Source organism: Streptomyces sp. NPDC002306, from assembly GCF_053593435.1.
In genome coordinates this window covers 311342-334689 of the sequence record NZ_JBSFCK010000008.1, presented here as the reverse complement: position 1 = coordinate 334689, position 23348 = coordinate 311342, and the positions used below count along the sequence as shown (strand labels likewise).

The following is a 23348-nucleotide window of genomic DNA, read 5'->3' as shown; positions in this document are numbered from 1 at the left end:
GCCCGACGCGGTGCGGCGCACGGACCTGTTGTGCGCGACACGGTACCGCCAAGCCGGGACGGGCCACGGGGCAGGACCTTCGCGCGAACGTGTACGCCCGCGGGCTCAGCCCAGCAGGACGACCTCGACCTCGGTGCCGGGTTCGACGGAGGTCACGTCCTCGGGGACGACGATCAGCGCGTCGGCGTGCGCCAGGGCGGCGACCAGGTGGGATCCGGCACCGCCGACCGGCTGGACGGCGCCGTCGGCGTAGCTGCCGCGCAGGAACTGCCGGCGGCCCCGCGGCGAGGTCAGCGCCTTGTCGGCGGTGAGCGTCGCGCGCGTGGTGGGCCGGTGGACGTCCTCCAGGCCCATGAGGGCGCGGATGGCCGGCCGGACGAACAGCTCGAAGGAGACGTACGACGACACCGGGTTGCCCGGCAGTGCCAGCAGCGGGGTGTGGTCGGGGCCGATGGAGCCGAAGCCCTGCGGCTTGCCGGGCTGCATGGCGAGGGTGCGGAACTCGATGCCGCCGCCCTCCTCGTCCTCGTCCCCGACGTGCGACAGCGCCTCCTTGACGACGTCGTAGGCGCCGACGCTGACACCGCCCGTGGTGACCACGAGGTCGGCGCGGACGAGCTGGTCCTCGATGGTGGAGCGGAGGGTCTCGGCGTCGTCGGCGACGGCGCCCACCCGGTAGGCGATGGCGCCGGCGTCGCGGGCGGCCGCGGTGAGGGCGAAGCTGTTGGAGTCGTGGATCTGGCCGTGGCCCAGTTCCTCGCCGGGCTGGACGAGCTCGCTGCCGGTGGACATCACGACCACGCGCGGGCGGGGGCGCACCCGGACCGTGCCGCGGCCGATCGCGGCGAGCAGGGCGATCTGCGGCGGCCCCAGGACGGTGCCCGCGTCCAGGGCGCGGTCACCCGCCCGGACGTCGCTGCCCTTGGCCCGCACGTGCGCGCGGGCCTCGGCGGGCCGGTGCACGCGCACGTGCCCGGAGGCGGCCTCGGGGGCGAGGCTGCGGGCGGGCATCGCGTCGACCGGCCCCGCGCCGAGTCCGCCGTCGGTCCACTCCACGGGGACGACGGTCTCGGCGCCGGGCGGCAGCGGGGCGCCCGTCATGATGCGGGCGGCCTGGCCGGGGCCGACACGCGGCGGGTCGGCCTGACCGGCCGCGACGTCCCCGACGACGTCCAGGACGGCCGGGAACTCCTCGCTCGCGCCCGCGACATCCGCGACCCGCACCGCGTACCCGTCCATGGAGCTGTTGTCGAACGGCGGCAGCGACAGCGGCACCGTGACGTCCTCGACCAGGACGCAGCCCTGGGCGTCGAGGAGTTGCAGCTCGATGGGTTCCAGGGGGCGGACGGTGGCGAGGATGTCCGCCAGGTGCTCGTCCACCGACCAGAGGAGGCTCTGGCCGGTGGTGCGGGGCGCGGCGTTGCTCAAGGTCGCTGCATCTCCTCGGTGACGTAACTGCGAAGCCAGGTCCGGAAGTCCGGGCCCAGGTCTTCACGTTCGCACGCGAGTCGGACAATGGCACGCAGGTAGTCGCCGCGGTCGCCGGTGTCATAGCGGCGGCCCTTGAAGACCACGCCGTGCACCGGGCCGCCGACCTTCTCGTCCTGGGCCAGTTGCTGGAGGGCGTCGGTGAGCTGGATCTCGCCGCCGCGGCCGGGCTCGGTCATGCGCAGGATGTCGAAGATGTGCGGGTCGAGGACGTAGCGGCCGATGACCGCGTAGTTCGACGGGGCGTCCACCGGGTCCGGCTTCTCGACCAGGCCGGTCACCCGGACGACGTCGCCGTCCTCGGTGGCCTCGACGGCCGCGGAGCCGTAGAGGTGGATCTGCTCGGGGGCGACCTCCATGAGCGCGATGACGCTGCCGCCGCGCTGCTCCTGGACCTCGACCATGCGCTGGAGCAGCGGGTCGCGGGGGTCGATGAGGTCGTCGCCGAGCAGGACCGCGAAGGGCTCGTGGCCGACGTGCGGGGCCGCGCACAGGACCGCGTGGCCGAGGCCCCTGGGGTCGCCCTGCCGCACGTAGTGCATGGTCGCGAGGTCGCTGGACTCCTGGACCTTGGCGAGGCGGCTGGCGTCGCCCTTCTTCTGGAGGGCGGACTCCAGCTCGTAGTTGCGGTCGAAGTGGTCCTCGAGCGGGCGCTTGTTGCGGCCCGTGATCATGAGGACGTCGTCCAGGCCGGCGGAGACGGCCTCCTCGACCACGTACTGGATCGCCGGCTTGTCGACGACCGGCAGCATCTCCTTGGGAGTGGCCTTGGTGGCCGGCAGGAACCGGGTACCGAGGCCCGCCGCGGGGATGACAGCCTTGCTGATCCTGGGGTGCGACTGGGTCATGGCCGACACCTTATCCGGTGTCTTTGCAGTGAATCTGAGGCTCCGGTTAATTCATGCTCATATGAGCATATTGCGATGATTGCGGGAGCTTCGAATGAGCCACGACAGGTCTGCGGCCGAGTCTGACAAGCGAATGTTGCGGCGAGAGCTCCTCCAGGTGAGGGACAGGTTGACGGAGGGTGCCGTACAGGCGGCGGGGGCCGCGCTCGCGGACCGCGCGCTGGAGCTGCCCGAGCTGGCCCGGGCCGGCACGGTGGCCGCGTACGTCTCGGTGGGGAGCGAGCCCGCAACAACCGCGCTCCTGGACGCGCTGCGCGCGCGGGGGGTCCGGGTGCTGCTCCCGGCGCTGCTGCCCGACAACGATCTGGACTGGGGCGGGTACGCCGGCGCGCGGTCCCTCGCACGCGTGCGGCACGGCGGGCGGATGGCGTTGCTGGAACCCACGGGCGAGCGGCTGGGGCCGGACGCCGTGGCGAGCGCCGACGTGGTGCTCCTGCCGGGACTCGCCGTCGACGCGCGCGGCATGCGCCTGGGGCGCGGCGGGGGCTCGTACGACCGGGTGCTCGCCCGTCTGGAGCGCGCGGACGCGCATCCCGCGCTCGTGGTGCTTCTCTACGACCGCGAGGTGGTCGCGCACGTTCCGGAAGAGGCGCACGACCGGCCGGTCCACGCGGTGGTGACACCGTCGGCCGTGCGCCGCTTCGGGAACGTCTGACTCACGGTTTCAGCACCAGGGTGTCGCTGGTGCTGGCGTCGACCGCCTTGCCCGAGAACGACCAGGGCAGCAGTTCGCCGCCGACCCACTTGTCCGTCTGGTCGGTGTAGTGCGCGCTGTAGGCGTGCCCGGAGGCGCCGGTCAGGTTGATCCACTTCGACTTGTCGAGGTCGTCGAGGTTGACCACCATCCGCATCGACGGCACCCACACGACGCCGTAGCCGCCAGCCGCGTTCCAGCCGGTCGCGTCCACCGTCGCCTCGCCGCCGCCGAGCTCCCAGGGACCGCGGTTGAGCGCGTACTGGAGGAAGCCGGGACCCGCGGTGCCCAGGGTCTGGTTCTTCAGGAACAGGCGGTGCAGCCGGCCCCAGTTCCAGGTGTCGATGTCCTTGCCGAGCTTGGCGGTCAGCTCCCAGCGGGCGTCGATCATCGCGCGCTTGAACAGCCCGTCACGGTCGTGGGCCGAGGGGCGCGTGCCCGACGCGGGCGTCGTCCACCAGTCGCTGTTCTCGTCGTCCATCAGCTTGCGCACGACCTCGAACCAGCGGTCGCCGCCGTCCGGCTGCGCCTGGTCGGCGGCGCGCCGGCCGCACTCGCGCACCTTGGTGGTGTCGTCCGCGGGACCGGTGGTGCCGGCCGGCTTCACGTACAGGCACTGGCCCTCGACCCGCAGCTCCTTGGGCAGCTTGTTGCCGAAGGCGAGCTTGAGGATGTTGCGCCAGACCGAGTTGAAGTAGGCGGCGGCCGCCGAGTCGGCGTCCTGGGTGTAGTCCCAGCCCGCGAGCAGCTTCTGCGCCTGGCGAACGTCCGGGTCGTCGATGTCGATCTTGAGCAGCGCCGGGACGAGCCGGCTGGCGATCTCGCTGGAGTTGTCCATCTGCATCTGGCGCATGTCGTCGGTGGAGATCTTGCCGCCGCCGGCGATCTTCTGCTTGATCAGGCTGGTGATCCGCTGGCTGCGGGTGCCGTAGCCCCAGTCCGTGGTGAGCGTGAAGGGGTACTTGTCCTTGTCGATCACGGCCTGGTTGGCGGTGACGATGTAGCCGCGCTTGGGGTTGAACTCGTAGGGCAGCTTGTCGAAGTCGATGTAGCCGGTCCAGCGGTACGAGGAGTTCCAGCCCGGAGACGGGAGCGAGCCGTCGCCCTTCGCGCGCGTGGGGATCTTTCCGGGCAGCGTGTAGCCGATGTTGCCCTTGGTGTCCGCGTAGACGAGGTTCTGCGAGGGCACGTCGAACTTCTGGGCCGCCGCGCGGAACTCGTTCCAGTCGGCCGCCTTGTCCATCGCGAAGACGGCGTCCATGGTGGCGCCCGGGTCCAGGGCGGTCCACTTCAGGGCGATGCCGTAGCCGTCGCCCCGGTCGGGCGCCGCGGTGGTCACGGTGGCCTTCTTGCCGACCGTGACGAGCTCGTCGTCGCGGTCGGACAGCAGAGGTCCGTTGTTGGTCTTCCGCACGACGATCTTCTTGGACTCGCCGCCGGCGACCTCGATGGTCTCCTCGCGGGTCTCGAAGGCCTTCTCCTTGCCGTCGTACAGATAGCCGTCGCCGGTGAGCTTCTCCAGGTAGAGGTCGGTGACGTCGACCCCGGAGTTGGTCATGCCCCAGGCGATGTTCCCGTTGTGGCCGATGACCACGCCGGGCATCCCCGCGAAGGTGTAGCCGGTGACGTCGTACTGGCACGTCTTGGAGACCGTGCGGCAGTGCAGGCCCATCTGGTACCAGACGGACGGCAGCGAGGGCGACAGGTGCGGGTCGTTGGCCAGCAGCGGCATACCGGTGATGGTGTGGGCGCCGGAGACGACCCAGGAGTTGGAGCCGATGCCGTTGCCGTTCACGCCGACGGCCGTGGGCAGGTCGTCCAGGACGTCGTAGAGGCCCGCGAGCTGGCCCTCCAGGGCCGAACCGGCCGTGGAGGCGGAATCACCCGTGCCGCCCGACTCCGCGCCGCCTGAGCCGCTCGTGGCGCCGCCCTTGCCGAAGGTGCCGGTCAGCTCGTCGTACTGGCCCTCCTGCACGATCGCCTGGTTCCGGTCGTACGGGTATCCCGGGTACAGGTCGTCGATCTGCCGGGCGTCGAGGCGGCTGGTCATCAGCGCGCGGTCGATCTCGTCCTGCATGTTGCCGCGCAGGTCCCAGGCCATCGCCTTCAGCCAGGCCACCGAGTCGACCGGGGTCCACTGCTCGGGCTTGTAGTCGTTGGCGAAGCCCAGCGCCGCGTACTCCAGGGAGAGGTCCTCGCCGTCCTTGCCCGCGAGGTAGGCGTTGACCCCCTTGGCGTACGCCTGGAGGTACTTCTTCGTGGAGGGCGACAGCTTCGTGTCGTACTCCTCCTTGGCGACCCGGTCCCAGCCCAGGGTGCGCAGGAACTCGTCGTTCTCGACCTGGTCCTTGCCGAACATCTCCGACAGACGGCCGGAGGTCACGTGCCGGCGCACGTCCATCTCGTAGAACCGGTCCTGCGCCTGGACGTAGCCCTGCGCCATGAACAGGTCCTCGTCGGAGGAGGCGTAGACCTGCGGGATGCCGTAGCCGTCCCGCTTCACGTCGACGGGCCCCGCGAGGCCCTGGAGGGTTATCGATCCCGTGGTCTGCGGGAAGGAGGCCCGGACGGTGCTGATGGACCAGTACGCCCCGTAGGCCACGCCTCCGATGAGGGCCAGCACCAGCACGAGCACGAGGAGGCGGCCTTTGCGCCCCTTCTTCCTGCCGGACTTGCCAGGCTTGTCACCCGTTGTGGCGGTGGTGTTGGGGGGCATCGCTGTCCTTGCTGTCCTAACGCGAGCGGCAGGCGGTCCTGGAGTGCTGGAGCAACCATAGGCGCAGGGCCCCGAGCGACTGGACGCGGAGTCGGGAACAAGCGCGGACGGCCGTTCGATCTTGCCTCGGCAAGCGTCAAGAAATCGTCAAGAGTTAGGTAAGGTAACGAAGTACTTGGGGGCGCGGCGCACGAGCGCCGTACCGATGTACGAACGCACCCCGCGTACGCGCCTCGCGTTCCGCGCGTGAACCACGGAAAGGACCGGCCGCTGACTGTCCACCACCTCAACCAGCTCCTCCTGCTCTGCTCGCTCGTCCTGCTCGTCGCCGTCGCAGCGGTCCGGATCTCCTCGCGCAGCGGGCTCCCCAGCCTGCTCGTGTACCTGGGCATCGGCGTCCTCATGGGCCAGGACGGCATCGGCGACATCCACTTCGACAACGCCGAGATGACCCAGGTCATCGGGTACGCGGCCCTGGTCGTGATCCTGGCCGAGGGCGGCCTCGGCACGAAGTGGAAGGAGATCAGGCCGGTCCTGCCGGCCGCCTCCGCGCTGGCGCTGGCCGGGGTCGCGGTGAGCGTCGGGGTCACGGCGACGGGCGCGCACTACCTGATCGGGCTGGAGTGGCGGCAGGCGCTCATCATCGGGGCGGTGGTGTCCTCGACGGACGCGGCGGCGGTGTTCTCGGTCCTGCGGAAGATCCCCCTCCCCTCGCGGGTGAAGGGCACCCTGGAGGCGGAGTCCGGCTTCAACGACGCCCCGGTGGTCATCCTGGTCGTCTCGTTCTCCACCGCGGGCCCGTTCACGCACTGGTCCGTCCTGCTGGGCGAGATCGCGCTGGAGCTGGCCATCGGCGCCGCCATCGGCCTCGCGGTGGGCTGGCTGGGCGCCTGGGGCCTCCGGCACGTCGCCCTGCCGGCCTCCGGCCTCTACCCGATCGCCGTCATGGCCATCGCCGTCATGGCGTACGCGGCGGGCTCCCTGGCGCACGGCAGCGGCTTCCTGGGCGTCTACCTCGCCTCGATGATCATAGGCAACGCCAAGCTGCCGCACTGGCCCGCCACGCGCGGCTTCGCCGAGGGGCTCGGCTGGATCGCCCAGATCGGCATGTTCGTCCTGCTCGGCCTCCTGGTGACCCCGCACGAGCTGGGCGACGACGTCTGGCCCGCCCTCGTCATCGGCCTCGTGCTGACCATGGTCGCGCGGCCGCTGAGCGTCGTGCTCTGCCTCGGGCCGTTCCGGGTGCCGTGGCAGGAACAGACACTGATGTCCTGGGCCGGCCTGCGCGGCGCCGTGCCCATCATCCTGGCCACGATCCCCATGGTGAACGGCGTCGACGCCAGCCGCCGCATCTTCAACATCGTCTTCGTCCTGGTCGTCGTCTACACCCTGGTCCAGGGGCCGACACTGCCGTGGCTGGCCCGAAAGCTGCGGCTCGGCGAGGACTCCGAGGCCGCCGACCTCGGCATCGAGTCGGCGCCCCTGGAGCGGCTGCGCGGACACCTGCTGTCCATGGAGATCCCGGCCGGGTCCAAGATGCACGGCGTCGAGGTCGACGAACTGAGGCTGCCGGCCGGGGCCGCGGTCACCCTCGTCGTACGCGACGGGAAATCGTTCGTCCCCCTGCCGGCGACCGTGCTGCGGCGCGGCGACGAACTGCTCGTGGTGGCCACGGACCCGGTCCGCGACGCGGCGGAGCGCCGGCTGCGCGCGGTGGGCCGGGGCGGCAAGCTGGCCGGGTGGCTGGGCGCGAACGGCGCGCGTGGGACGGGGAGCGGGCGGGGCTCGGGAAGCGGCCGGGGCGGCGGTCGGCGCACCGGGGGCGGCCGGGGCACGGGCCGCGATAGACGCGGCGGGGCGGGTGACGGGCGGGGGTGACGGGCCAGGGCGGGTGGCGGCGGGGCGGGTGACGGCGGGACACCGGCGGCGCGCGTTACGGGCGCGTTTCGTACGGTTCACACTCCCGCCGAACGCAGGTGAACGGCCGCCGTGGTGCTCGTTTTCACAGGTGTGCGGGACATTGATCCCTGTACGATGAAGGCTCACCTTGATCGAACCAACTCTGCCTGACGCAGAGCTGGCGCGACCGTATGGCGGTCGGAGCGTCCTCGCAGTGGGCACCGGCATCTACCGCAGTTCCGCGCAAGAGGACAGCTCTCGGTGCCCCCGCACGGGCGCGCTACCAGGTGGCAGAAAGGCACGGGCCGTGGCATCCACGGTCACCTCGGAGCCGTCGAAGAACTCGCCGGTCCCCTCCTCCCGCCCCGGATACGGACAGTTGCTGCGCACCCGCGGCGCCCTGACGTTCCTACTGCCCGGCTTCGCCGCACGCCAGCCGTTCGCGATGCTCACGATCTCCATCGTCCTGCTCGTGCAGCACACCACCGGCTCCTACGGCGCGGCGGGCGCCGCCGCGGCCGTCACCGGCGTCTCCATGGCGCTGTTCGCCCCCTACAGCGGCCGCCTCGCCGACCGCCACGGGCAGCGCGCGGTACTGATTCCCGGCGTCCTCGTGCACACGGCCTCGGGGCTGGCCCTCACGGCCCTCGCGCTGGCCCACGCCCCCCTGTGGGCGCTGTTCGTGGCGGCCGTGCCCACGGGCGCCTCGGTGCCGCAGATCGGGCCCATGGTGCGCGCCCGCTGGGGGGTGACGCTCCAGGACTCCCCCCTGATGGCGACCGCGGCGGCCTTCGAGTCCGTCACGGACGAGCTGACCTTCGTCCTCGGGCCCCTGCTCGCCACCGCCCTGTGCACCACGGTGGCCCCGGCGGCCGGCCTGGTCACGGAGGCCTCGCTGACCCTGGTCGGCGGTCTGCTGTTCGCCGCGCAGAAGAGCACCCAGCCGCCCGTCACCGGCGCGGGCCACGCGCGCGTGGAGCACGTCTCCGCCCTGCGTGTCCCCGGCGTCCGCGTGCTGATCGTGACCTTCCTGGGCATCGGCTCCGTCTTCGGCGGGATGCAGGTCTCGCTGGCCGCGTTCACCGAGTCGATCGGCGAGCCCGGTCTGAACGGTGTCCTGTACGGGGTGTTCGCCGCCGGCAACATGATCTCCGGCCTGGTCTGCGGAGCGATCGCCTGGCGGGTCGCCCCGCAGCGGCGCCTGGTCGTCGGGTACGCGGCGCTCGCGCTGACCGCATCCGGCCTCTGGGCCGCGCATTCGACCCTGGTCCTCGCCGGACTCGGACTGCTGGTCGGCATGTGCATCGCGCCCGCCCTGATCACCGGCTACACGCTGGTCGAGGGGCTGGTACCGGCGGGGGCCCGCACCGAGGCCTTCACCTGGCTGACCGGCGCGGTGGCACTCGGCCAGGCGGCCGCCGTCACGGTCGCCGGACAGCTGGAGGACCGCGTCGGGAACGGCACCGGATTCCTGGTGCCGGCGGGCGGCACCCTGCTCGCGCTGATCACCCTGCTGGCCCTGCGGTCACACCTCTCGACCGGGCCGCGCAGCCGTACCGTCGCACGTGGCGTCGGTCACCGCGCGCCGGTGACGGTGGACTGATCCCCGGGAATACGTCAGTATGGATCGTCGTTAGCACTCACTGAGTGAGAGTGCCAGGAGGAAGACAGTGCCCACCTATCAGTACCAGTGCACCGAGTGCGGCGAGGGCCTCGAGGCGGTGCAGAAGTTCACCGACAACGCCCTGACCGAGTGCCCCAACTGCGGCGGCCGCCTGAAGAAGGTGTTCTCGGCCGTCGGCATTGTCTTCAAGGGCTCCGGCTTCTACCGGAACGACAGCCGCGGCTCCTCGTCGAGCAGCTCGCCGGCCACGTCGAAGTCGTCGGCGTCCTCGGACTCGTCGTCGTCCTCGACCTCGTCGTCCTCGGACACGAAGTCGTCGAGTTCCGCGTCGTCGAGCTCCAGCTCCTCGACCGGCAGCTCCGCCGCCTAGGACACGCACACCGGACCCTGTCGTCAGCGGACGACAGGGTCTTCGGCGTCTTCGGTGCCGCCCGCCGTGTGCCGGGCGGCGCCCGCTACTGTGCTGGTCATGGCGAACGCAGAGATCGGTGTAATCGGCGGCTCCGGCTTCTACTCGTTCCTGGAGGACGTGTCGGAGATCTCGGTGGACACGCCCTACGGGCCGCCCAGCGACTCCCTCTTCCTCGGCGAGATCGCCGGCCGGCGCGTGGCCTTCCTGCCCCGGCACGGACGCGGCCACCATCTGCCGCCGCACCGCATCAACTACCGGGCCAACCTGTGGGCGCTGCGTTCGGTCGGCGTGCGCCAGGTCCTCGGCCCGTGTGCCGTGGGCGGGCTGCGCCCCGAGTACGGGCCGGGCACGCTGCTCGTGCCGGACCAGCTGGTCGACCGCACGAAGTCCCGGGTCGGTACGTACTTCGACGGGCTGCCGCTGCCCGACGGCACGGTGCCGAACGTGGTGCACGTGTCCCTGGCCGACCCGTACTGCCCCGCCGGACGCGCGACCGCGCTGAAGGCCGCGCGCGGGCGGGACTGGGAGCCGGTGGACGGCGGCACCCTCGTGGTGGTCGAGGGACCGCGCTTCTCGACCCGCGCCGAATCGCTGTGGCACCAGGCCCAGGGCTGGTCGGTGGTGGGCATGACCGGCCACCCCGAGGCGGCGCTCGCCCGTGAACTGGAGCTCTGCTACACGACCATGACCCTGGTCACGGACCTGGACGCCGGCGCCGAGTCCGGGGAGGGCGTCTCGCACGACGACGTGCTGCGGGTGTTCGCCGCGAACGTGGACCGGCTGCGCGGGGTGCTGTTCGACGCCGTGGCCGCGTTGCCCTCCACCGAGGAGCGGGACTGTCTGTGCACGACGGCGCTCGGCGGAATGGCTCCGGGGTTCACGCTGCCGTAGTGAACGTCTCGTTCGGGTGAGGGAGTTGTCCACAACCCGTCGGTGGTCCACCGGCTCCGACGGGCGGCGGCTCGAAGCCTCATCGTGGGTTCGCAGGCCGATCCCTCGTCGCAGGCGGTGACCCCCATGACCCTCCCTCGTCCCATCCCCCTCCCGCACGCTCCCGTCCCGCACACTCCCCTCCCCGCTTCTCCCGCTCCTTCGCCCCCCTTTTCCCCTTCCCACCTTCCTCTCCCCTCTCTCCCTTCTCCCTCTTCCTCCGTCCCCTCCCCCGCTCGCCCGCCCGGCGCGGACACGCCCGCCACCCGCGAAGTGCCTCCCTTCGCTCCCGTGCGAGTGCGCGGCGCGCGATACCGGCTGCACCGGCTGGTACGGCACCGAGGGCGCCCCCTCGCGCTGGGTCTCGCCGTCACCGCCGCGGCGCTCGTCGCGGCGGGCCCACGGGACACCGACCGCCCCGACGGACACTCCCAACGAGCCGCCACCGCCCCGGCTCCGGCCTCGGTGCCCGCCGCGCGGTCGACGGACGACGATCCGGCGCGCGGGCGCCACGCCGTCGAGACGGTGACGGCTCCGGTGCGGATCGCCGACGCGGCCACGGTGCGGCTGCTGCGGCCCGGCGACCGGGTCGACGTCATCGCCGCCGCGCAGACGGCGACGGGCGGTGACGCCCGCGTGGTCGCCCGGGGCGCGCTGGTGACCAGGATTCCGGCGCGGGACGACACCACGGCCGAGGGTGGCGCCCTGGTGGTGCTGTCCGTGCAGCGCGCCACGGCGGTGCGCCTGGTGGGAGCCGGCACGTCGGCGCGGTTGGCGGTGACGTTGTGCTGAGGCATACGGTCCGCATCCCGGGGGAATTCGCCTCAAGTCCCTCGTTGGAGCGACCCCGTTGGGCACAACGGCCCAGCCCTGACGTAGGTTGCGGAGCGTTTTGTTCCACAGCCTGTGCACGCGAGAAGAGGCCAAGAGGTGAGCGAGAAGAAGGAACCGAGCGTCTGGCAGGGCTTCAAAGCCTTCCTGATGCGCGGAAACGTCGTCGACCTGGCAGTGGCGGTGGTGATCGGTACCGCCTTCACCAACATCGTCAACTCGCTGGTGAAGGGCATCATCAACCCGCTGGTCGGCACGATCGGCACACAGAACCTCGACGCCTACAGCTCCTGTCTGAGCGAGTCCTGCAAGGGCGACGAGGGAATCCGGCTGCTGTGGGGGTCGGTGCTCGGCGCCACCCTGACCTTCGTGATCACAGCGGCGGTCGTGTACTTCCTGATGGTCCTGCCGATGTCGAAGTACCTGGCCCGGCTGGAGGCCCGCAGGAAGGCGAAGGAGGGCACGCGCGAGGTCGTCGAGCTGACCGAGCTGGAGGTCCTCAAGGAGATCCGCGACACCCTCATCGCGCAGCGGGGTTCCGGCCACGACGCACGGTAGGGCCGGCGGCGGCCGGCTCGGCGCCGGCTCAGATGTGGTGCGGCGGCTTCTCGTCGAGGAAGCGCTTCAGGTCCGCCACGCTGTCGCCGTCGCCGCCCGGCCGCTCGCCCCACCCGCGGTCCGTGTCGTCCGCGGACGGGCGGTCCAGCGGGTCGTCGAAGACCAGCGCGGCCTTCGGGTCGCGCGGCTCGGGGGCGGAGGCGGTGGTCATGCCTCCAGGGTACGGCTCCGACGGCCGGCGTCGTCCGGGACCGGGACGCCCGGGACCCGTACCGCCCAGCGAGACACCGGGGCCCGTGCCGCCCACCGGAACCCCGGGACCCGTGCCGCCCACCGAGACACCGGGGCTCGGACCGCTCGGACCGCCCGCCGGAACCCCGGGACCGGTACCGCCCGCCGGAACCCCGGGATCCGGACCGCCCGCTTCCCGTGAATCCGGTCACAAGAATTTTCGGGACGCATCTGATGTGCTTGGACTCATGACGTCCAGTTCGGCTCCGCAGCCCGTACACCGCACACCGCTGCGCAGACTCACCGCGCGCCGCCGCGACGAGGCGCACCGGGTCGCCTCCTCGCTGGAGCTCTTCTTCGACCTGTGCTTCGTCGTGGCCATCGCGCAGGCGGGCGTCCAACTGGTGCACGCCCTCGCCGAAGGGCACGTCGGCGAGGGCATCCTGAACTACGCGATGGTGTTCTTCGCCATCTGGTGGGCCTGGATGAACTTCACCTGGTTCGCCTCGGCCTACGACAACGACGACGCCCTCTACCGGGTCGTCACGCTCCTCCAGATCGCGGGAGTCCTGGTGCTGGCCGCCGGGATCTCGAAGGCCTTCGACGAGCACGACTTCGTCGCCGTCTGGCTCGGTTACCTGATCATGCGGCTGGCGATGGGCGCCCAATGGCTGCGGGCCGCGAGATACGCCGAGGGCGCGGAGCGCGCCACGGCGCTGCGGTACGTGGGCGGGGTGGTGGTCTGTCAGATCGGCTGGACGGGCCTGGTCCTGCTGCCGGAGTCCGGCCGCTCGTGGCTGTTCCTGGCGATGGTGATCGTGGAACTGTGTGTGCCGCTGTACGCGGAGAAGAACTTCGCCACGCCCTGGCATCCCCACCACATCGCCGAGCGGTACGGCCTGTTCACCATCATCGTGCTCGGCGAGTCGATCGCCGCGGCCACGATCGCGGTGAAGTCGGCCGTGGACGAGCACAGCGCGCTGGGCGAGTTGCTGCCGATCGCGGCCGGCGGTCTGCTGATCGTGTTCTGCGCCTGGTGGATCTACTTCGTGGTGCCGATCCACGGACACCTGCGGACCAGCCGGGACTCCTTCCTGTGGGGCTACGGCCACTACCTGATCTTCGCCTCGGCGGCCGCGATCGGCGCGGGCCTGGAGGTCGCGGTCGAGCAGGCGGTCGGCACGGCGCACATCTCCACGCTGGCCGCCTCGGCCGCCGTGACCCTGCCGACGGCGCTCTATCTGATCACTCTCTGGGCCCTGCACTCGCGCCACTTCAAAGTCGGCATCTCCCAGCAGTTGGTACTGCCGACCACGGCGTTGCTGGTGATCGGCTGCACCTTCCTCGGTGACGGGGCGGTGCTCGCGACAGGCATCGTCTCGGCCCTGTCGGTGGTCGTCGGCTCACTGCTGACGGCGCGCGCGAAGCCGAGAGGGACCACCGCGAAGGCGACCGCTCCGGCCGCCTGACACCTCGGGCGCGCCCGCCCCGCGCGGAGCGACACTGATCTCCATGACAGTTGACGCTCTGACGGACATCGCCGGCGTACGGGTGGGGCACGCGACGCGCACCGGCGACGGTTGGCTCACCGGGACCACGGTCGTGCTCGCCCCGGAGGGCGGCGCCGTCGCCGCCGTGGACGTGCGCGGCGGCGGTCCCGGCACGAAGGAGACCGACGCCCTCGACCCGCGCAACCTGGTGCGGCGGATCGACGCGATCGTGCTGACCGGCGGCAGCGCCTACGGACTGGACGCCGCGTCGGGGGTGATGGCGTGGCTGGAGGAACGAGGACGCGGGGTGTCCGTCGGTCCGGATCCGACGCAGGTCGTGCCGGTGGTGCCCGCCGCCTGTGTCTTCGACCTGGGGCGGGGCGGCGACTTCCGGGCCAGGCCGGACGCGGCCGTCGGGCGGGCCGCGGTCGAGGCGGCCGCGGCGTGCGCACCGGGCGCCCCCGTGCCGGAAGGCTGCGTGGGTGCCGGTACCGGAGCCGTGGCGGGCCCGTTGAAGGGCGGGGTCGGCACCGCGAGCACGGTCCTGGAGTCGGGGATCACGGTGGCCGCGCTGGTGGTGGCCAACGCGGCGGGATCGGTGACCGACCCGGAGACGGGCGTGCTCTACGGGGAGTTGTTCCAGGGGCGCGTGAACCTTCCGCGGGCGCGGGTGCACGAGGCCGCGCGCCGGCGTCTCGCCGAGTCGGCCACGCGCAACACGCCCCCGCCGCTGAACACCACACTCGCGGTGGTCGCCACCGACGCCGACCTGTCGAAGGCGCAGGCCCAGAAGCTGGCGGGCACGGCGCACGACGGGATCGCGCGTGCCGTACGGCCGGTGCACCTGCTCAACGACGGGGACACGGTGTTCGCGCTGGCGACGGGGACGCGTCCGCTCGACGGTGCGAACCCGCTCGCGCTGAACGAGATCCTCGCGGCGGGCGCGGACCTCGTGACACGGGCGATCGTGCGCGCCGTACGGGCCGCCGAGCCGGTGGACGCACCGGGCGGCCGATGGCCGTCGTACGAGGCGCTGTACGGGACCGACGGCCGGGGTCCGGGCGTCTGAGGGGGCGATCGCGGTCTCGGGCCGCCCCGGGGTGGACGGTGCGCGGGGCGGCCCGATTGTCCGGGTTCTGTCACGTGATGGCGCGCAGGGCGAGACGAGGGGAACCTCGCCCGCTCCCCGGTCCCTCCTTCCTCACGTACGGGAACGGACCACGTACATGACATGAATCTGGAGCAGATCGTGAAAACGCCGGACATGGCAGCGCGGCGCGTCCTGGGGGCCTGTGCCGCCCTGATGGTCGGCGCCCTCACCCTCACCGCGTGCGGTGGCAGCGCCAACGCCGAGAGCGAGCACGACAAGGGCGGCAGGACCGCCGTTAGGACGTCCACGGCGAAGATCGTCATCTCGGCCGAGGACGGCTCGACCGGCGCGTCGATCAACTCGACCGGCGTACAGGTCAGCGCCGGCACGCTGACCGACGTGAAGATGACGGTGGCGGGGACGGGTCAGGCCGTTGAGGGCTCCCTGTCGGGGGGCGGCAGGACCTGGAAGCCGAAGGAGCAGCTGGAGCGGGGCACGAAGTACGAGATATCGGCGACCGCGAAGGACGCGAGCGGCCGTACCGTCGCCGCCGGCTCCGTGTTCACCACCGTCTCCTCGTCCAACAGCTTCATCGGCACCTACACACCCGACAACGGCACCACGGTCGGTGTCGGGATGCCGGTGTCGTTCACCTTCGACAAGGCCATCACCGACACCAAGGCCGTGCAGTCGCACATCACGGTCACCTCCAGCAGCGGTCAGCGGGTGGCCGGGCACTGGTTCGGCGCGCAGCGGCTCGACTTCCGGCCGCAGGAGTACTGGCGGGCCGGCTCCAAGGTCACGATGAAGATCGACCTGGACGGCGTGCAGGGCGCGGACGGCGTCTACGGGGTGCAGAAGAAGACCGTCACCTTCACCATCGGCCGCTCGCAGGTCTCCACGGTCGACGTCGGCACACAGACGATGACGGTGGTGCGCGACGGCGGGACCGTCAAGACGATCCCGATCTCGTCGGGCAGCCCGGAACACACCACGTACAACGGGCAGATGGTGATCTCCGAGAAGTTCACGCAGACGCGTATGAACAGCCGGACGGTCGGGCTGGGCGGCGAGTACGACATCCCGGACGTGCCGCACGCCATGCGGCTGACGTCGTCCGGCACCTTCATCCACGGCAACTACTGGTACGACAAGGGCAATCCGCCCTTCGGTCGCACCGGTACGAGCCACGGCTGCGTGGGACTCGGCGACGTGCAGGGCGCACAGGCCGCCAGCAGCGCCAAGTGGTTCTACGACAACTCGCTCATCGGTGACGTCGTGACCGTCAAGAACTCCCCCGACAAGACCGTGGCACCGGACAACGGGCTCAACGGCTGGAACATGTCCTGGAGCGAGTGGAGCGCGGGCAGCGCGGTCTGATCAACGGGACCGGCAGCGGACCGGAGCGGACCGGAAACAGACCAGAAGCTCCGTGTGACCAGCGATTTTTGACCGATTCACGGGCCGCGCGGGAACAATCCGCGCGGCCCGCGCGTTTTCCCGGCGTACGTTTTCTCGGTTCCCGGACATGATGTCCGACCTAGGGGCTACGGTATGCACCCACAAGGTGACATGCAGCAACGCCAGGAGAAACCTTGAGCGTTCCGTACGAGACGGCAGCGTACGAACCACACGAGTCGCCCGAGTCTCCGGAGGAGCACCTCGCGCGACTCCTCGGCCGTGCGCTGAACTCCTTCGAGCTGCCCGACGAGACGATCCGGCGCCTGGACTGCGCGCTGGCGCACGACAGTTCGCTGCACTCCGCGCACCACAGCGCGGGACTGCACCGCGAGACGTACCGGCACACCTGGCTGCTCGCCGACGGTTCCGCGCTCACGCTGTGGGAGCTCGTCCACAACACCGCGCCGGGCAGCGACCCGCAGCACGAGGTGTACGTCGACGAGGAGGAACTGCGCGCGGCCACGGCCCGGCTGCCACTGCCGCCGGACGCCCCGGACTTCGAACTGCCGGTGACGGTGCAGCTGTCGCCGGTCCTCCAGCCACGGCACGCCTACGTCCCCGACGACTCGGCCGACCACGCGCGGCGGCTGCTGCGCCGGGCGGAGAACCCGGACCGGCCCGACGCGGACACGGCCGAACTGCTGGCGACGGCGTTCGCCCACCAGATCACCCAGGCCTTCGGGCGGCCCTGCCGCGCGGGCCGCGCCGGTCTGTGCTTCGCGCTCTACGAGCACGCGTTCCTGCTGCGGGACGGCCGGGAGATCGCCCTGTGGGAGGTCGAGCACACGGCGACGCCCGACGGGCGTCACATGTGCGAGGTGTACCCGACCGAGGACGCGGCACGGGACGCGATGGAGCGACGCGCGGCCCGGCGTTCCTGACCGGGAGCCGGCCGGGCCGGGCCGGGCCACCGGGGCGGGGCGGGGCCAGCCTGTGAGGGCACGCGGACGGCCGCGGCCCTGTCATCGCCGGGCCGCGGCCGTCCGTGCAGGTCCCCGCCGGTCGCTTACGCCGCCACCGGCTGCTTGTGCCCCGCCACCGCGGCCGGACCCTCGGCCCGATCCGCCGTCGTATCGCCACCCGTCGGCCTGCGCAGGCCCTTGAGGACGATGACCAGGGCCGCCGTGACGCACACACCCGCGGCGATGGCGACCAGGTAGAGCAGCGGGTTTCCGATCAGCGGCACCACGAAGATGCCGCCGTGCGGGGCGCGCAGGGTGGCGCCGAAGGCCATCGACAGCGCGCCGGTGAGCGCGCCGCCCACCATCGAGGACGGGATGACCCGCAGCGGGTCCGCCGCCGCGAACGGGATCGCGCCCTCCGAGATGAAGGAGGCGCCCAGCACCCAGGCGGCCTTGCCGTTCTCGCGCTCGGTCTGGGTGAAGAGCCTGCCGCGCACGGTCGTGGCCAGCGCCATCGCCAGCGGCGGGACCATGCCCGCCGCCATCACGGCCGCCATGATCTTCATGGCCGAGTCGCTCGGGCTGGCGACCGCGATACCGGCCGTGGCGAAGGTGTAGGCGACCTTGTTGACGGGACCGCCGAGGTCGAAGCACATCATCAGGCCGAGCAGGGCGCCGAGCAGGACGGCGTTGGAGCCGGTGAGGCCGTTCAGCCAGTCGGTCAGGCCGTTCTGCGCGGAGGCGATGGGCTTGCCGATCACCACGAACATCAGGAATCCGACGATCGCCGAGGAGATCAGCGGGATCACCACCACCGGCATGATGCCGCGCACCGCCGGCGGGATCCTCACCTTCTGGATCGACAGCACCACGCCACCGGCGATCAGACCGGCCGCGAGACCCCCGAGGAAGCCCGCGTTGATGGTCACCGAGATCGCGCCGCCGACGAAGCCGGGGACGAGTCCGGGGCGGTCCGCCATGCCGTAGGCGATGTAGCCCGCCAGGACCGGGACCAGGAAGCCGAAGGAGACGACGCCGATCTGGAAGAGCAGCGCGGCCCAGCTGTCCGTCTGGGTCCAGACGAAGTGGTCCATGACCGACGGCGCCTTGTTGACCTTGTAGCCGCCGATCGCGAACCCGAGGGCGATCAGCAGACCGCCCGCGGCGACGAACGGGACCATGTAACTGACACCGCTCATCAGCCACTTGCGCAGCTTGGAGCCGTAGCCCTCGGTGGAGTCACCGGCACGCTCCACCGGCGTGGCGCCCGCGCCGGCCACCGCGGTGACCTCGCCGCGCTCCGCCTTGCCGCGGACCTCGCCGATGAGTTCGGCGGGGCGGTTGATGCCCGCCTTCACCCCGACGTCGACGGTCGGCTTGCCGGCGAAGCGGTCCTTGTCACGTACGGGCACGTCGTGCGCGAAGATCACACCGTCCGCCGCCGCGACGACCGCCGGGTCGAGCCGGGTGAAGCCGGCCGAGCCCTGTGTCTCCACGACGATCTCGACGCCCGCCGCGCGGCCCGCGTTCTCCAGCGACTCGGCCGCCATGTACGTGTGGGCGATGCCCGTCGGGCAGGAGGTGACGGCGACGATCCGGAAAGGGCGCTCGCCCGTGCCCGGGGAACCGTTCGCGCCGGAGGAACCGTCCTTCGCACCCGGCGCCACGGTGGTACCGACCGCTGCGGCGCCGGCGGAGGCCGCCGCCGGCGCCGCAGCGGAGCTCTCGGAGCCGGGCCCGGACTCGGACCCGGACTCGGCACCGGTGACAGCCCCTGACGCGCCGCCGCTCGCCGGCGCCTCCTCGCCCCGGATGAGCGCCGCCGCGGCGCCCGCGTCGCCCACCGACCGCAGGGCGGCGGTGAACTCGGCGTTCATCAGCTGCCGGGCCAGCGACGACAGGATCGTCAGATGGGCGTCGTCGGCGCCCGCGGGCGCCGCGATCAGGAAGATCAGGTCGGCTGGACCGTCCGGCGCGCCGAAGTCGACCCCGGCGGCACTGCGCCCGAAGCCGAGCGTCGGCTCGGTGACGTGCGCGCTGCGGCAGTGCGGGATGCCGATGCCGCCGTCGAGCCCGGTCGGCATCTGTGCCTCACGGGCGGCGACGTCGGCGAGGAAGCCCTCCAGGTCGGTCACCCGGCCCAGGGCGACCATGCGCTCGGCGAGGGCACGAGCCGCCGCTTCCTTGGTATCGGCGGACAGGTCGAGATCGACCAGGTCCGCGGTGATCATGTCGCTCATCGCGGGCTCCTTCGCACGCGTATCGCCCGGGGCGTGGGGTGGGCGAGAAAGGGGACAGGGGTGCTGTGGGGGGAAGCGGTGGTGGGGTCAGGGCCGGTCGGGCCCTGTCCTGCCCGGGTGACGGAGCGCCGGGGGGCGCCCCGCTTCCCGTCGGTCGCGGCGAGAGACGGGGAGTCTCGCCACGCCGGAGTCGAGGTCGGCGTCGAAGCCGAAGTCGGGCTCGGGCTCGTGGGTGTCGTACGGACGTTCATGCCACGGGCTCCGTCAGTTCGCGGTCCGTGGGGACCTCCGCCGTGAGCGTGACCGCCGCCGGGTCCAGGTCGGCCGGCGTCGGCATCACGCTGCCGGGCAGCTGGACGGCGGCCGCGCCGTGGGCGACGGCGGAGGCGAGCGCCTGCGGGCCGCTGCCCCCGGCGATCAGGAAGCCGGCGAGTGAGGAGTCACCGGCACCCACGTTGCTGCGTACGACCTCGACCCGCGCCCCGGCGAACCAGGCACCCGCGCCGTCCACGAGCAACTGCCCGTCGGCGCCGAGGCTCGCGAGGACCGCGCGGGCGCCCCTCTCGCGCAGTTCCTCGGCCGCCTTCAGCGCGTCGCCGATGGTGGCCAGGGGTCGCCCGACGGCCTCGGCGAGTTCCTCGGCGTTCGGTTTGACCACGTCGGGCCGTTCCCTCAGCGCTTCGACCAGGGCCGGCCCGGAGGTGTCCAGCGCGATCCGCGCACCGGCGGCGTGCGCCCGCGCGACCAGGTCGGCGTACCAGGAGGGCGCGAGCCCGCGCGGCAGGCTCCCGCAGCAGGCGATCCAGTCGGCGCCGCGCGACCGCGTGCGCACCGTCTCCAGGAGCAGCTCCTGCTCGGCCGCGGACAGTTCGGGACCCGGCGCGTTGATCTTCGTCAGGACACCGTCCGCCTCCGCGAGCGCGATGTTCGAGCGGGTGGCCCCGGCGACCGGGACCGGGGCGACCTCGATGCCCTGCGCGTCGAGCAGTTCGGCGACGAGCGCGCCGGGCGCGCCACCCAGGGGCAGGACGGCGACCGTGCGCCGCCCCGCGGCGGCCACGGCGCGCGAGACGTTCACGCCCTTGCCGCCCGGGTCCATGCGCTCGCCGCGCGCGCGGATGACCTCGCCGCGCTCCAGCGAAGGAACCTCGTACGTACGGTCGAGGGACGGGTTGGGGGTGACGGTGACGATCATGCGCGTACCACTTCCGTGCCGCCGCGCTCGATGGTGGCGGTGTCCTCGGGGCTCAGCCCGCTGTCGGTGATCAGCAGGTCCACGTCGCTCAGGTCGCCGAAGCGGGCGAAGTGCTCCTGACCGTGCTTGGCGGAGTCGGCGAGCAGCACCACGCGGCGGGCGGCCGCGATCGCCGCCCGCTTGACCGCGGCCTCGGCGAGGTCGGGAGTGGTCAGACCGTGCTCGGCGGAGAACCCGTTGGCGGCCAGGAAGAGGACGTCCGCCCGGATCTCGCCGTACGCCCGCAGCGCCCAGGCGTCGACGGCGGCGCGCGTACGGTGCCGTACGCGCCCCCCGATGAGGTGGAGCTGCATCCCGGGGTGGTCCGCGAGGCGGGCCGCGATCGGGAGGCTGTGCGTGACGACGGTGAGCGAAGCCTCCAGCGGGAGGGCCGCGGCGAGCCGGGCGACCGTGGTGCCCGCGTCGAGGATCATCGTGCCCTCGCCCGGCAGTTCCGTGAGGGCCGCCTTGGCGATGCGGTCCTTCTCGTCCGCCGAGGTGGACTCGCGTTCGGTGAGGTCCGGCTCGAAGTCGAGGCGTCCGGCCGGTATGGCACCGCCGTGGACCCGTCGGACGAGGCCGGCCCGGTCGAGGGCCTTCAGGTCGCGGCGGATCGTCTCCGCCGTGACCTGGAACTCCTCGGCCAGCGACAGCACGTCGACCCGGCCGCCGTCACGGGCGAGCCGGAGGATCTCCTGCTGCCGCTCCGGTGCGTACATGTCCGTTCGCCTCCGACTCATGCCCGAACTTGTGGTTTCGCCTGGAGGCTACGCCCGGATTTCCAGAAAGTAAACAGGTTCGGGCATCGGGCGGACATGAACGGGCTTCCGGGCGTGAGGCGGACCTGCCCGGCTTCCTTCGGACGCGGGCGGACGTCAACGGGCTTCGGGCACGGGCGGGCGACGGCGCGAAAGCCGAAACGGCGGTGCCCGAGGGCACCGCCGTTGTCACCGCCGTTGAAACCGCCGTCGCCCCCACCACCTGACCGGAGCGAGAACCCGCAGGTCAGGACACCAGTTCCGACTTGCGCCCGGTCGCGTCGCCTCCCGCGTCCCCTTCCACCGCGGCGGCGTCCCCTTCCACCGCGGCGTTCCCTTCCACCGCGGCGTCCGCGTCCGACCCGCCCTCCACGTGCTGCGTCGGCCGCTTCGGCAGGGCGAACATCAGCAGGAAGATGACGGCCATCACCAGGGCCACCCACACCAGGGCGTGCTGGAAGGCGTTCACGAAGGCCGGGCCCACCTGCGCCGCGGTCAGCCGGTCGCCGATCTCGCCGAAGAACACCACCGACACCAGTCCGAGTCCCAGCGCGTTGCCCATCTGCTGCACGGTGTTGATCAGCCCGGAGGCCGAACCGGCGTGCTCGCGCGGCACGTCCGAGAGCACCGCGTCCGTCAGCGGGGCGACGATCAGGCCCATGCCCACGCCCATCACGACCAGCGGCAGAGCCATCTGCCAGGAGGCGATACCGAGCCCGTACCGCTCGGACTCCGCGATGTAGAGCACCACACCCGCCGCCATCAGCAGCGCGCCCGCCTGAAGCACCCGGCGCCCGAAGCGCGGCACCAGCTGCTGCACCGACAGACCGGCCGCCGCCGACACGGCGATCGAGAAGGGCACGCCGGTCAGCCCCGCCCGCAGCGGGCTCCAGCCCAGCCCTATCTGCATGTACAGCGTCCAGACCAGGAAGAAGACACCGAGCGCGATCCCGAACACGGTCTGCACCGCGATACCGGCCGCGAAGCTCTTCACCCGGAACAGCGACAGCTCGACCAGCGGGGAGCCGTCCCGCGCGCCCTTCCTCCGCTCGTACGCCACCAGCGCGGCGAAGACGACGAGCGCGCCCGCCATCGAGACATACCCCCACACCGGCCAGCCCAGCTCACGGCCGCGGGTGAGCGGGTAGAGCAGCATCAGCAGGCCCAGTGTGACGAGCGCGACGCCGACCAGGTCCAGCTTGAGGGCCCGCGGAGCCTTGGACTCGGTGATGAAGCGCCGGCCGAGGAGCAGACCCGCGATGCCGACGGGCAGGTTGATGAGGAAGATCGGGCGCCATTCCAGACCGAAGAGGTTCCACTCGGTCAGCAGCGCGCCGAGCAGCGGGCCGGAGACCGCGCCCAGTCCGACGACCGCGCCGAACAGCCCGAACACCTTGCCCCGCTCGTGGGCCGGGAAGGTGGCGTGCACGATCGACAGGACCTGCGGCACCATCATCGCCGCCATACCGCCCTGGAGGATGCGGGAGGCGACCAGCATCTCCGGGTTCGCGGCGAAGCCGCACAGCGCGGACGCGAGGGTGAATCCGCCGATGCCGACGAGGAACAGCCGCTTGCGGCCGTGAATGTCACCGAGCCGCCCGCCGGTGATGAGCCCGGCGGCGAACGCCAGCGCGTACCCCGCGGTGATCCACTGGATCTGGCTGAAGGACGCGCCCGCGTCCTGCTGGATGGACGGGATGGCGATGTTGACGATCGTGACGTCGACAAGGTCCATGAAGGCCGCGGTCATCACGATCGCGAGCGCGAACCAGCGACGCCGGTCACCTATGTCGGGCTGAGCACGCAAAGGGGTCTCGGTGGAGGTCATGGAAAGAAGCTAGGCCCCCATTAGGTCAGATCGTGTCCTAGTTCTACGGCATCC

19 protein-coding genes are annotated in these 23348 nt (G+C 71.7%); 11 read left to right on the top strand and 8 right to left on the bottom strand.

Annotated features, from left to right (window positions below):
* Window positions 1-105 precede the first annotated feature (105 nt).
* Complete coding sequence (glp, locus tag ACWCQK_RS19150) at window positions 106-1428, bottom strand: molybdotransferase-like divisome protein Glp (protein WP_451156333.1); 1323 nt, start codon at window positions 1426-1428, stop codon at window positions 106-108.
* Window positions 1425-2336 carry a UTP--glucose-1-phosphate uridylyltransferase GalU gene (galU, locus tag ACWCQK_RS19145; protein WP_451156332.1) on the bottom strand — a complete coding sequence of 304 codons (912 nt, stop codon included), beginning with the start codon at window positions 2334-2336 and terminating at the stop codon, window positions 1425-1427. The genes glp and galU overlap by 4 nt, the downstream gene beginning before the upstream one ends.
* A 94-nt stretch (window positions 2337-2430) precedes the next feature.
* On the opposite strand from galU, the gene ACWCQK_RS19140 reads away from it, so the two are divergent.
* Window positions 2431-3051 carry a 5-formyltetrahydrofolate cyclo-ligase gene (locus tag ACWCQK_RS19140; RefSeq protein ID WP_451156331.1) on the top strand — a complete coding sequence of 207 codons (621 nt, stop codon included), beginning with the start codon at window positions 2431-2433 and terminating at the stop codon, window positions 3049-3051.
* A gap of 1 nt (window position 3052) precedes the next feature.
* Here ACWCQK_RS19140 and ACWCQK_RS19135 read toward each other — a convergent pair whose 3' ends face one another.
* A complete protein-coding gene (locus ACWCQK_RS19135) occupies window positions 3053-5806 on the bottom strand; it encodes a penicillin acylase family protein (protein ID WP_451156330.1) in 2754 nt (917 codons plus the stop codon).
* 246 nt (window positions 5807-6052) lie between these two features.
* Between ACWCQK_RS19135 and ACWCQK_RS19130 the strand changes: the two genes are divergently transcribed.
* From ACWCQK_RS19130 to mscL, 6 genes are all read left to right on the top strand, one after another.
* Window positions 6053-7684, top strand: coding sequence for a potassium/proton antiporter (locus ACWCQK_RS19130; RefSeq protein ID WP_451156329.1), 1632 nt, complete (start codon window positions 6053-6055; stop codon window positions 7682-7684).
* A gap of 328 nt (window positions 7685-8012) precedes the next feature.
* Entirely contained in the window at window positions 8013-9308 is a 1296-nt protein-coding gene (locus ACWCQK_RS19125) for an MFS transporter (protein ID WP_451156328.1), read from the top strand.
* A 67-nt stretch (window positions 9309-9375) separates the two neighbouring features.
* A complete protein-coding gene (locus tag ACWCQK_RS19120) occupies window positions 9376-9699 on the top strand; it encodes an FmdB family zinc ribbon protein (protein ID WP_451156327.1) in 324 nt (107 codons plus the stop codon).
* Window positions 9700-9798: 99 nt separating this feature from the next.
* Window positions 9799-10632, top strand: a complete 834-nt coding sequence (locus tag ACWCQK_RS19115) for an S-methyl-5'-thioadenosine phosphorylase (protein WP_451156326.1) — start codon at window positions 9799-9801, stop codon at window positions 10630-10632.
* A gap of 126 nt (window positions 10633-10758) precedes the next feature.
* The gene (locus ACWCQK_RS19110; RefSeq protein ID WP_451156325.1) at window positions 10759-11463 is read left to right on the top strand and encodes a hypothetical protein; all 705 of its coding nucleotides are present in this window, start codon (window positions 10759-10761) and stop codon (window positions 11461-11463) included.
* A gap of 138 nt (window positions 11464-11601) precedes the next feature.
* On the top strand, window positions 11602-12060 hold the full coding sequence (gene mscL, locus ACWCQK_RS19105; protein WP_451156324.1) for a large conductance mechanosensitive channel protein MscL: 459 nt from the start codon (window positions 11602-11604) through the stop codon (window positions 12058-12060).
* 28 nt (window positions 12061-12088) lie between these two features.
* Here the strand turns inward: mscL and ACWCQK_RS19100 are convergent, their stop codons facing one another.
* The gene (locus ACWCQK_RS19100; RefSeq protein WP_451156323.1) at window positions 12089-12271 is read right to left on the bottom strand and encodes a hypothetical protein; all 183 of its coding nucleotides are present in this window, start codon (window positions 12269-12271) and stop codon (window positions 12089-12091) included.
* Window positions 12272-12539: 268 nt separating this feature from the next.
* Here ACWCQK_RS19100 and ACWCQK_RS19095 point away from each other — a divergent pair, with 268 nt between their 5' ends.
* The 4 genes from ACWCQK_RS19095 to ACWCQK_RS19080 all read left to right on the top strand — a co-directional run bounded on the left by ACWCQK_RS19095 (window position 12540) and on the right by ACWCQK_RS19080 (window position 17213).
* Complete coding sequence (locus ACWCQK_RS19095; protein ID WP_451156322.1) at window positions 12540-13760, top strand: low temperature requirement protein A; 1221 nt, start codon at window positions 12540-12542, stop codon at window positions 13758-13760.
* A gap of 43 nt (window positions 13761-13803) precedes the next feature.
* Window positions 13804-14850, top strand: coding sequence for a P1 family peptidase (locus ACWCQK_RS19090; RefSeq protein ID WP_451156321.1), 1047 nt, complete (start codon window positions 13804-13806; stop codon window positions 14848-14850).
* Between the two features lie 180 nt (window positions 14851-15030).
* The gene (locus tag ACWCQK_RS19085) at window positions 15031-16251 is read left to right on the top strand and encodes a L,D-transpeptidase (RefSeq protein WP_451156373.1); all 1221 of its coding nucleotides are present in this window, start codon (window positions 15031-15033) and stop codon (window positions 16249-16251) included.
* A gap of 215 nt (window positions 16252-16466) precedes the next feature.
* Complete coding sequence (locus ACWCQK_RS19080) at window positions 16467-17213, top strand: DUF6227 family protein (protein ID WP_451156320.1); 747 nt, start codon at window positions 16467-16469, stop codon at window positions 17211-17213.
* 125 nt (window positions 17214-17338) lie between these two features.
* On the opposite strand, the gene ACWCQK_RS19075 is transcribed toward ACWCQK_RS19080, so the two are convergent.
* The 4 genes from ACWCQK_RS19075 to ACWCQK_RS19060 form a co-directional block, all read right to left on the bottom strand.
* The gene (locus ACWCQK_RS19075) at window positions 17339-19474 is read right to left on the bottom strand and encodes a PTS fructose transporter subunit IIABC (RefSeq protein ID WP_451156319.1); all 2136 of its coding nucleotides are present in this window, start codon (window positions 19472-19474) and stop codon (window positions 17339-17341) included.
* Between the two features lie 247 nt (window positions 19475-19721).
* Entirely contained in the window at window positions 19722-20669 is a 948-nt protein-coding gene (pfkB, locus tag ACWCQK_RS19070) for a 1-phosphofructokinase (protein WP_451156318.1), read from the bottom strand.
* A complete protein-coding gene (locus tag ACWCQK_RS19065; protein WP_451156372.1) occupies window positions 20666-21427 on the bottom strand; it encodes a DeoR/GlpR family DNA-binding transcription regulator in 762 nt (253 codons plus the stop codon). Before ACWCQK_RS19065 ends, pfkB begins: the two co-directional genes overlap by 4 nt.
* Before the next feature lie 286 nt (window positions 21428-21713).
* The gene (locus ACWCQK_RS19060) at window positions 21714-23294 is read right to left on the bottom strand and encodes an MFS transporter (RefSeq protein WP_451156317.1); all 1581 of its coding nucleotides are present in this window, start codon (window positions 23292-23294) and stop codon (window positions 21714-21716) included.
* Window positions 23295-23348: the final 54 nt, after the last annotated feature.

What these genes read in the sequence shown, in the direction of transcription:
- ACWCQK_RS19075 (WP_451156319.1), bottom strand. Translation starts at nt 19,474, where the DNA reads ATGAGCGACATGATCACCGCGGACCTGGTCGATCTCGACCTGTCCGCC.
- ACWCQK_RS19110 (WP_451156325.1), top strand. Translation starts at nt 10,759, where the DNA reads ATGACCCTCCCTCGTCCCATCCCCCTCCCGCACGCTCCCGTCCCGCAC.
- ACWCQK_RS19090 (WP_451156321.1), top strand. Translation starts at nt 13,804, where the DNA reads ATGACAGTTGACGCTCTGACGGACATCGCCGGCGTACGGGTGGGGCAC.
- ACWCQK_RS19060 (WP_451156317.1), bottom strand. Translation starts at nt 23,294, where the DNA reads ATGACCTCCACCGAGACCCCTTTGCGTGCTCAGCCCGACATAGGTGAC.
- ACWCQK_RS19100 (WP_451156323.1), bottom strand. Translation starts at nt 12,271, where the DNA reads ATGACCACCGCCTCCGCCCCCGAGCCGCGCGACCCGAAGGCCGCGCTG.
- pfkB (WP_451156318.1), bottom strand. Translation starts at nt 20,669, where the DNA reads ATGATCGTCACCGTCACCCCCAACCCGTCCCTCGACCGTACGTACGAG.
- ACWCQK_RS19065 (WP_451156372.1), bottom strand. Translation starts at nt 21,427, where the DNA reads ATGTACGCACCGGAGCGGCAGCAGGAGATCCTCCGGCTCGCCCGTGAC.
- ACWCQK_RS19140 (WP_451156331.1), top strand. Translation starts at nt 2,431, where the DNA reads ATGAGCCACGACAGGTCTGCGGCCGAGTCTGACAAGCGAATGTTGCGG.
- ACWCQK_RS19115 (WP_451156326.1), top strand. Translation starts at nt 9,799, where the DNA reads ATGGCGAACGCAGAGATCGGTGTAATCGGCGGCTCCGGCTTCTACTCG.
- ACWCQK_RS19135 (WP_451156330.1), bottom strand. Translation starts at nt 5,806, where the DNA reads ATGCCCCCCAACACCACCGCCACAACGGGTGACAAGCCTGGCAAGTCC.
- ACWCQK_RS19095 (WP_451156322.1), top strand. Translation starts at nt 12,540, where the DNA reads ATGACGTCCAGTTCGGCTCCGCAGCCCGTACACCGCACACCGCTGCGC.
- galU (WP_451156332.1), bottom strand. Translation starts at nt 2,336, where the DNA reads ATGACCCAGTCGCACCCCAGGATCAGCAAGGCTGTCATCCCCGCGGCG.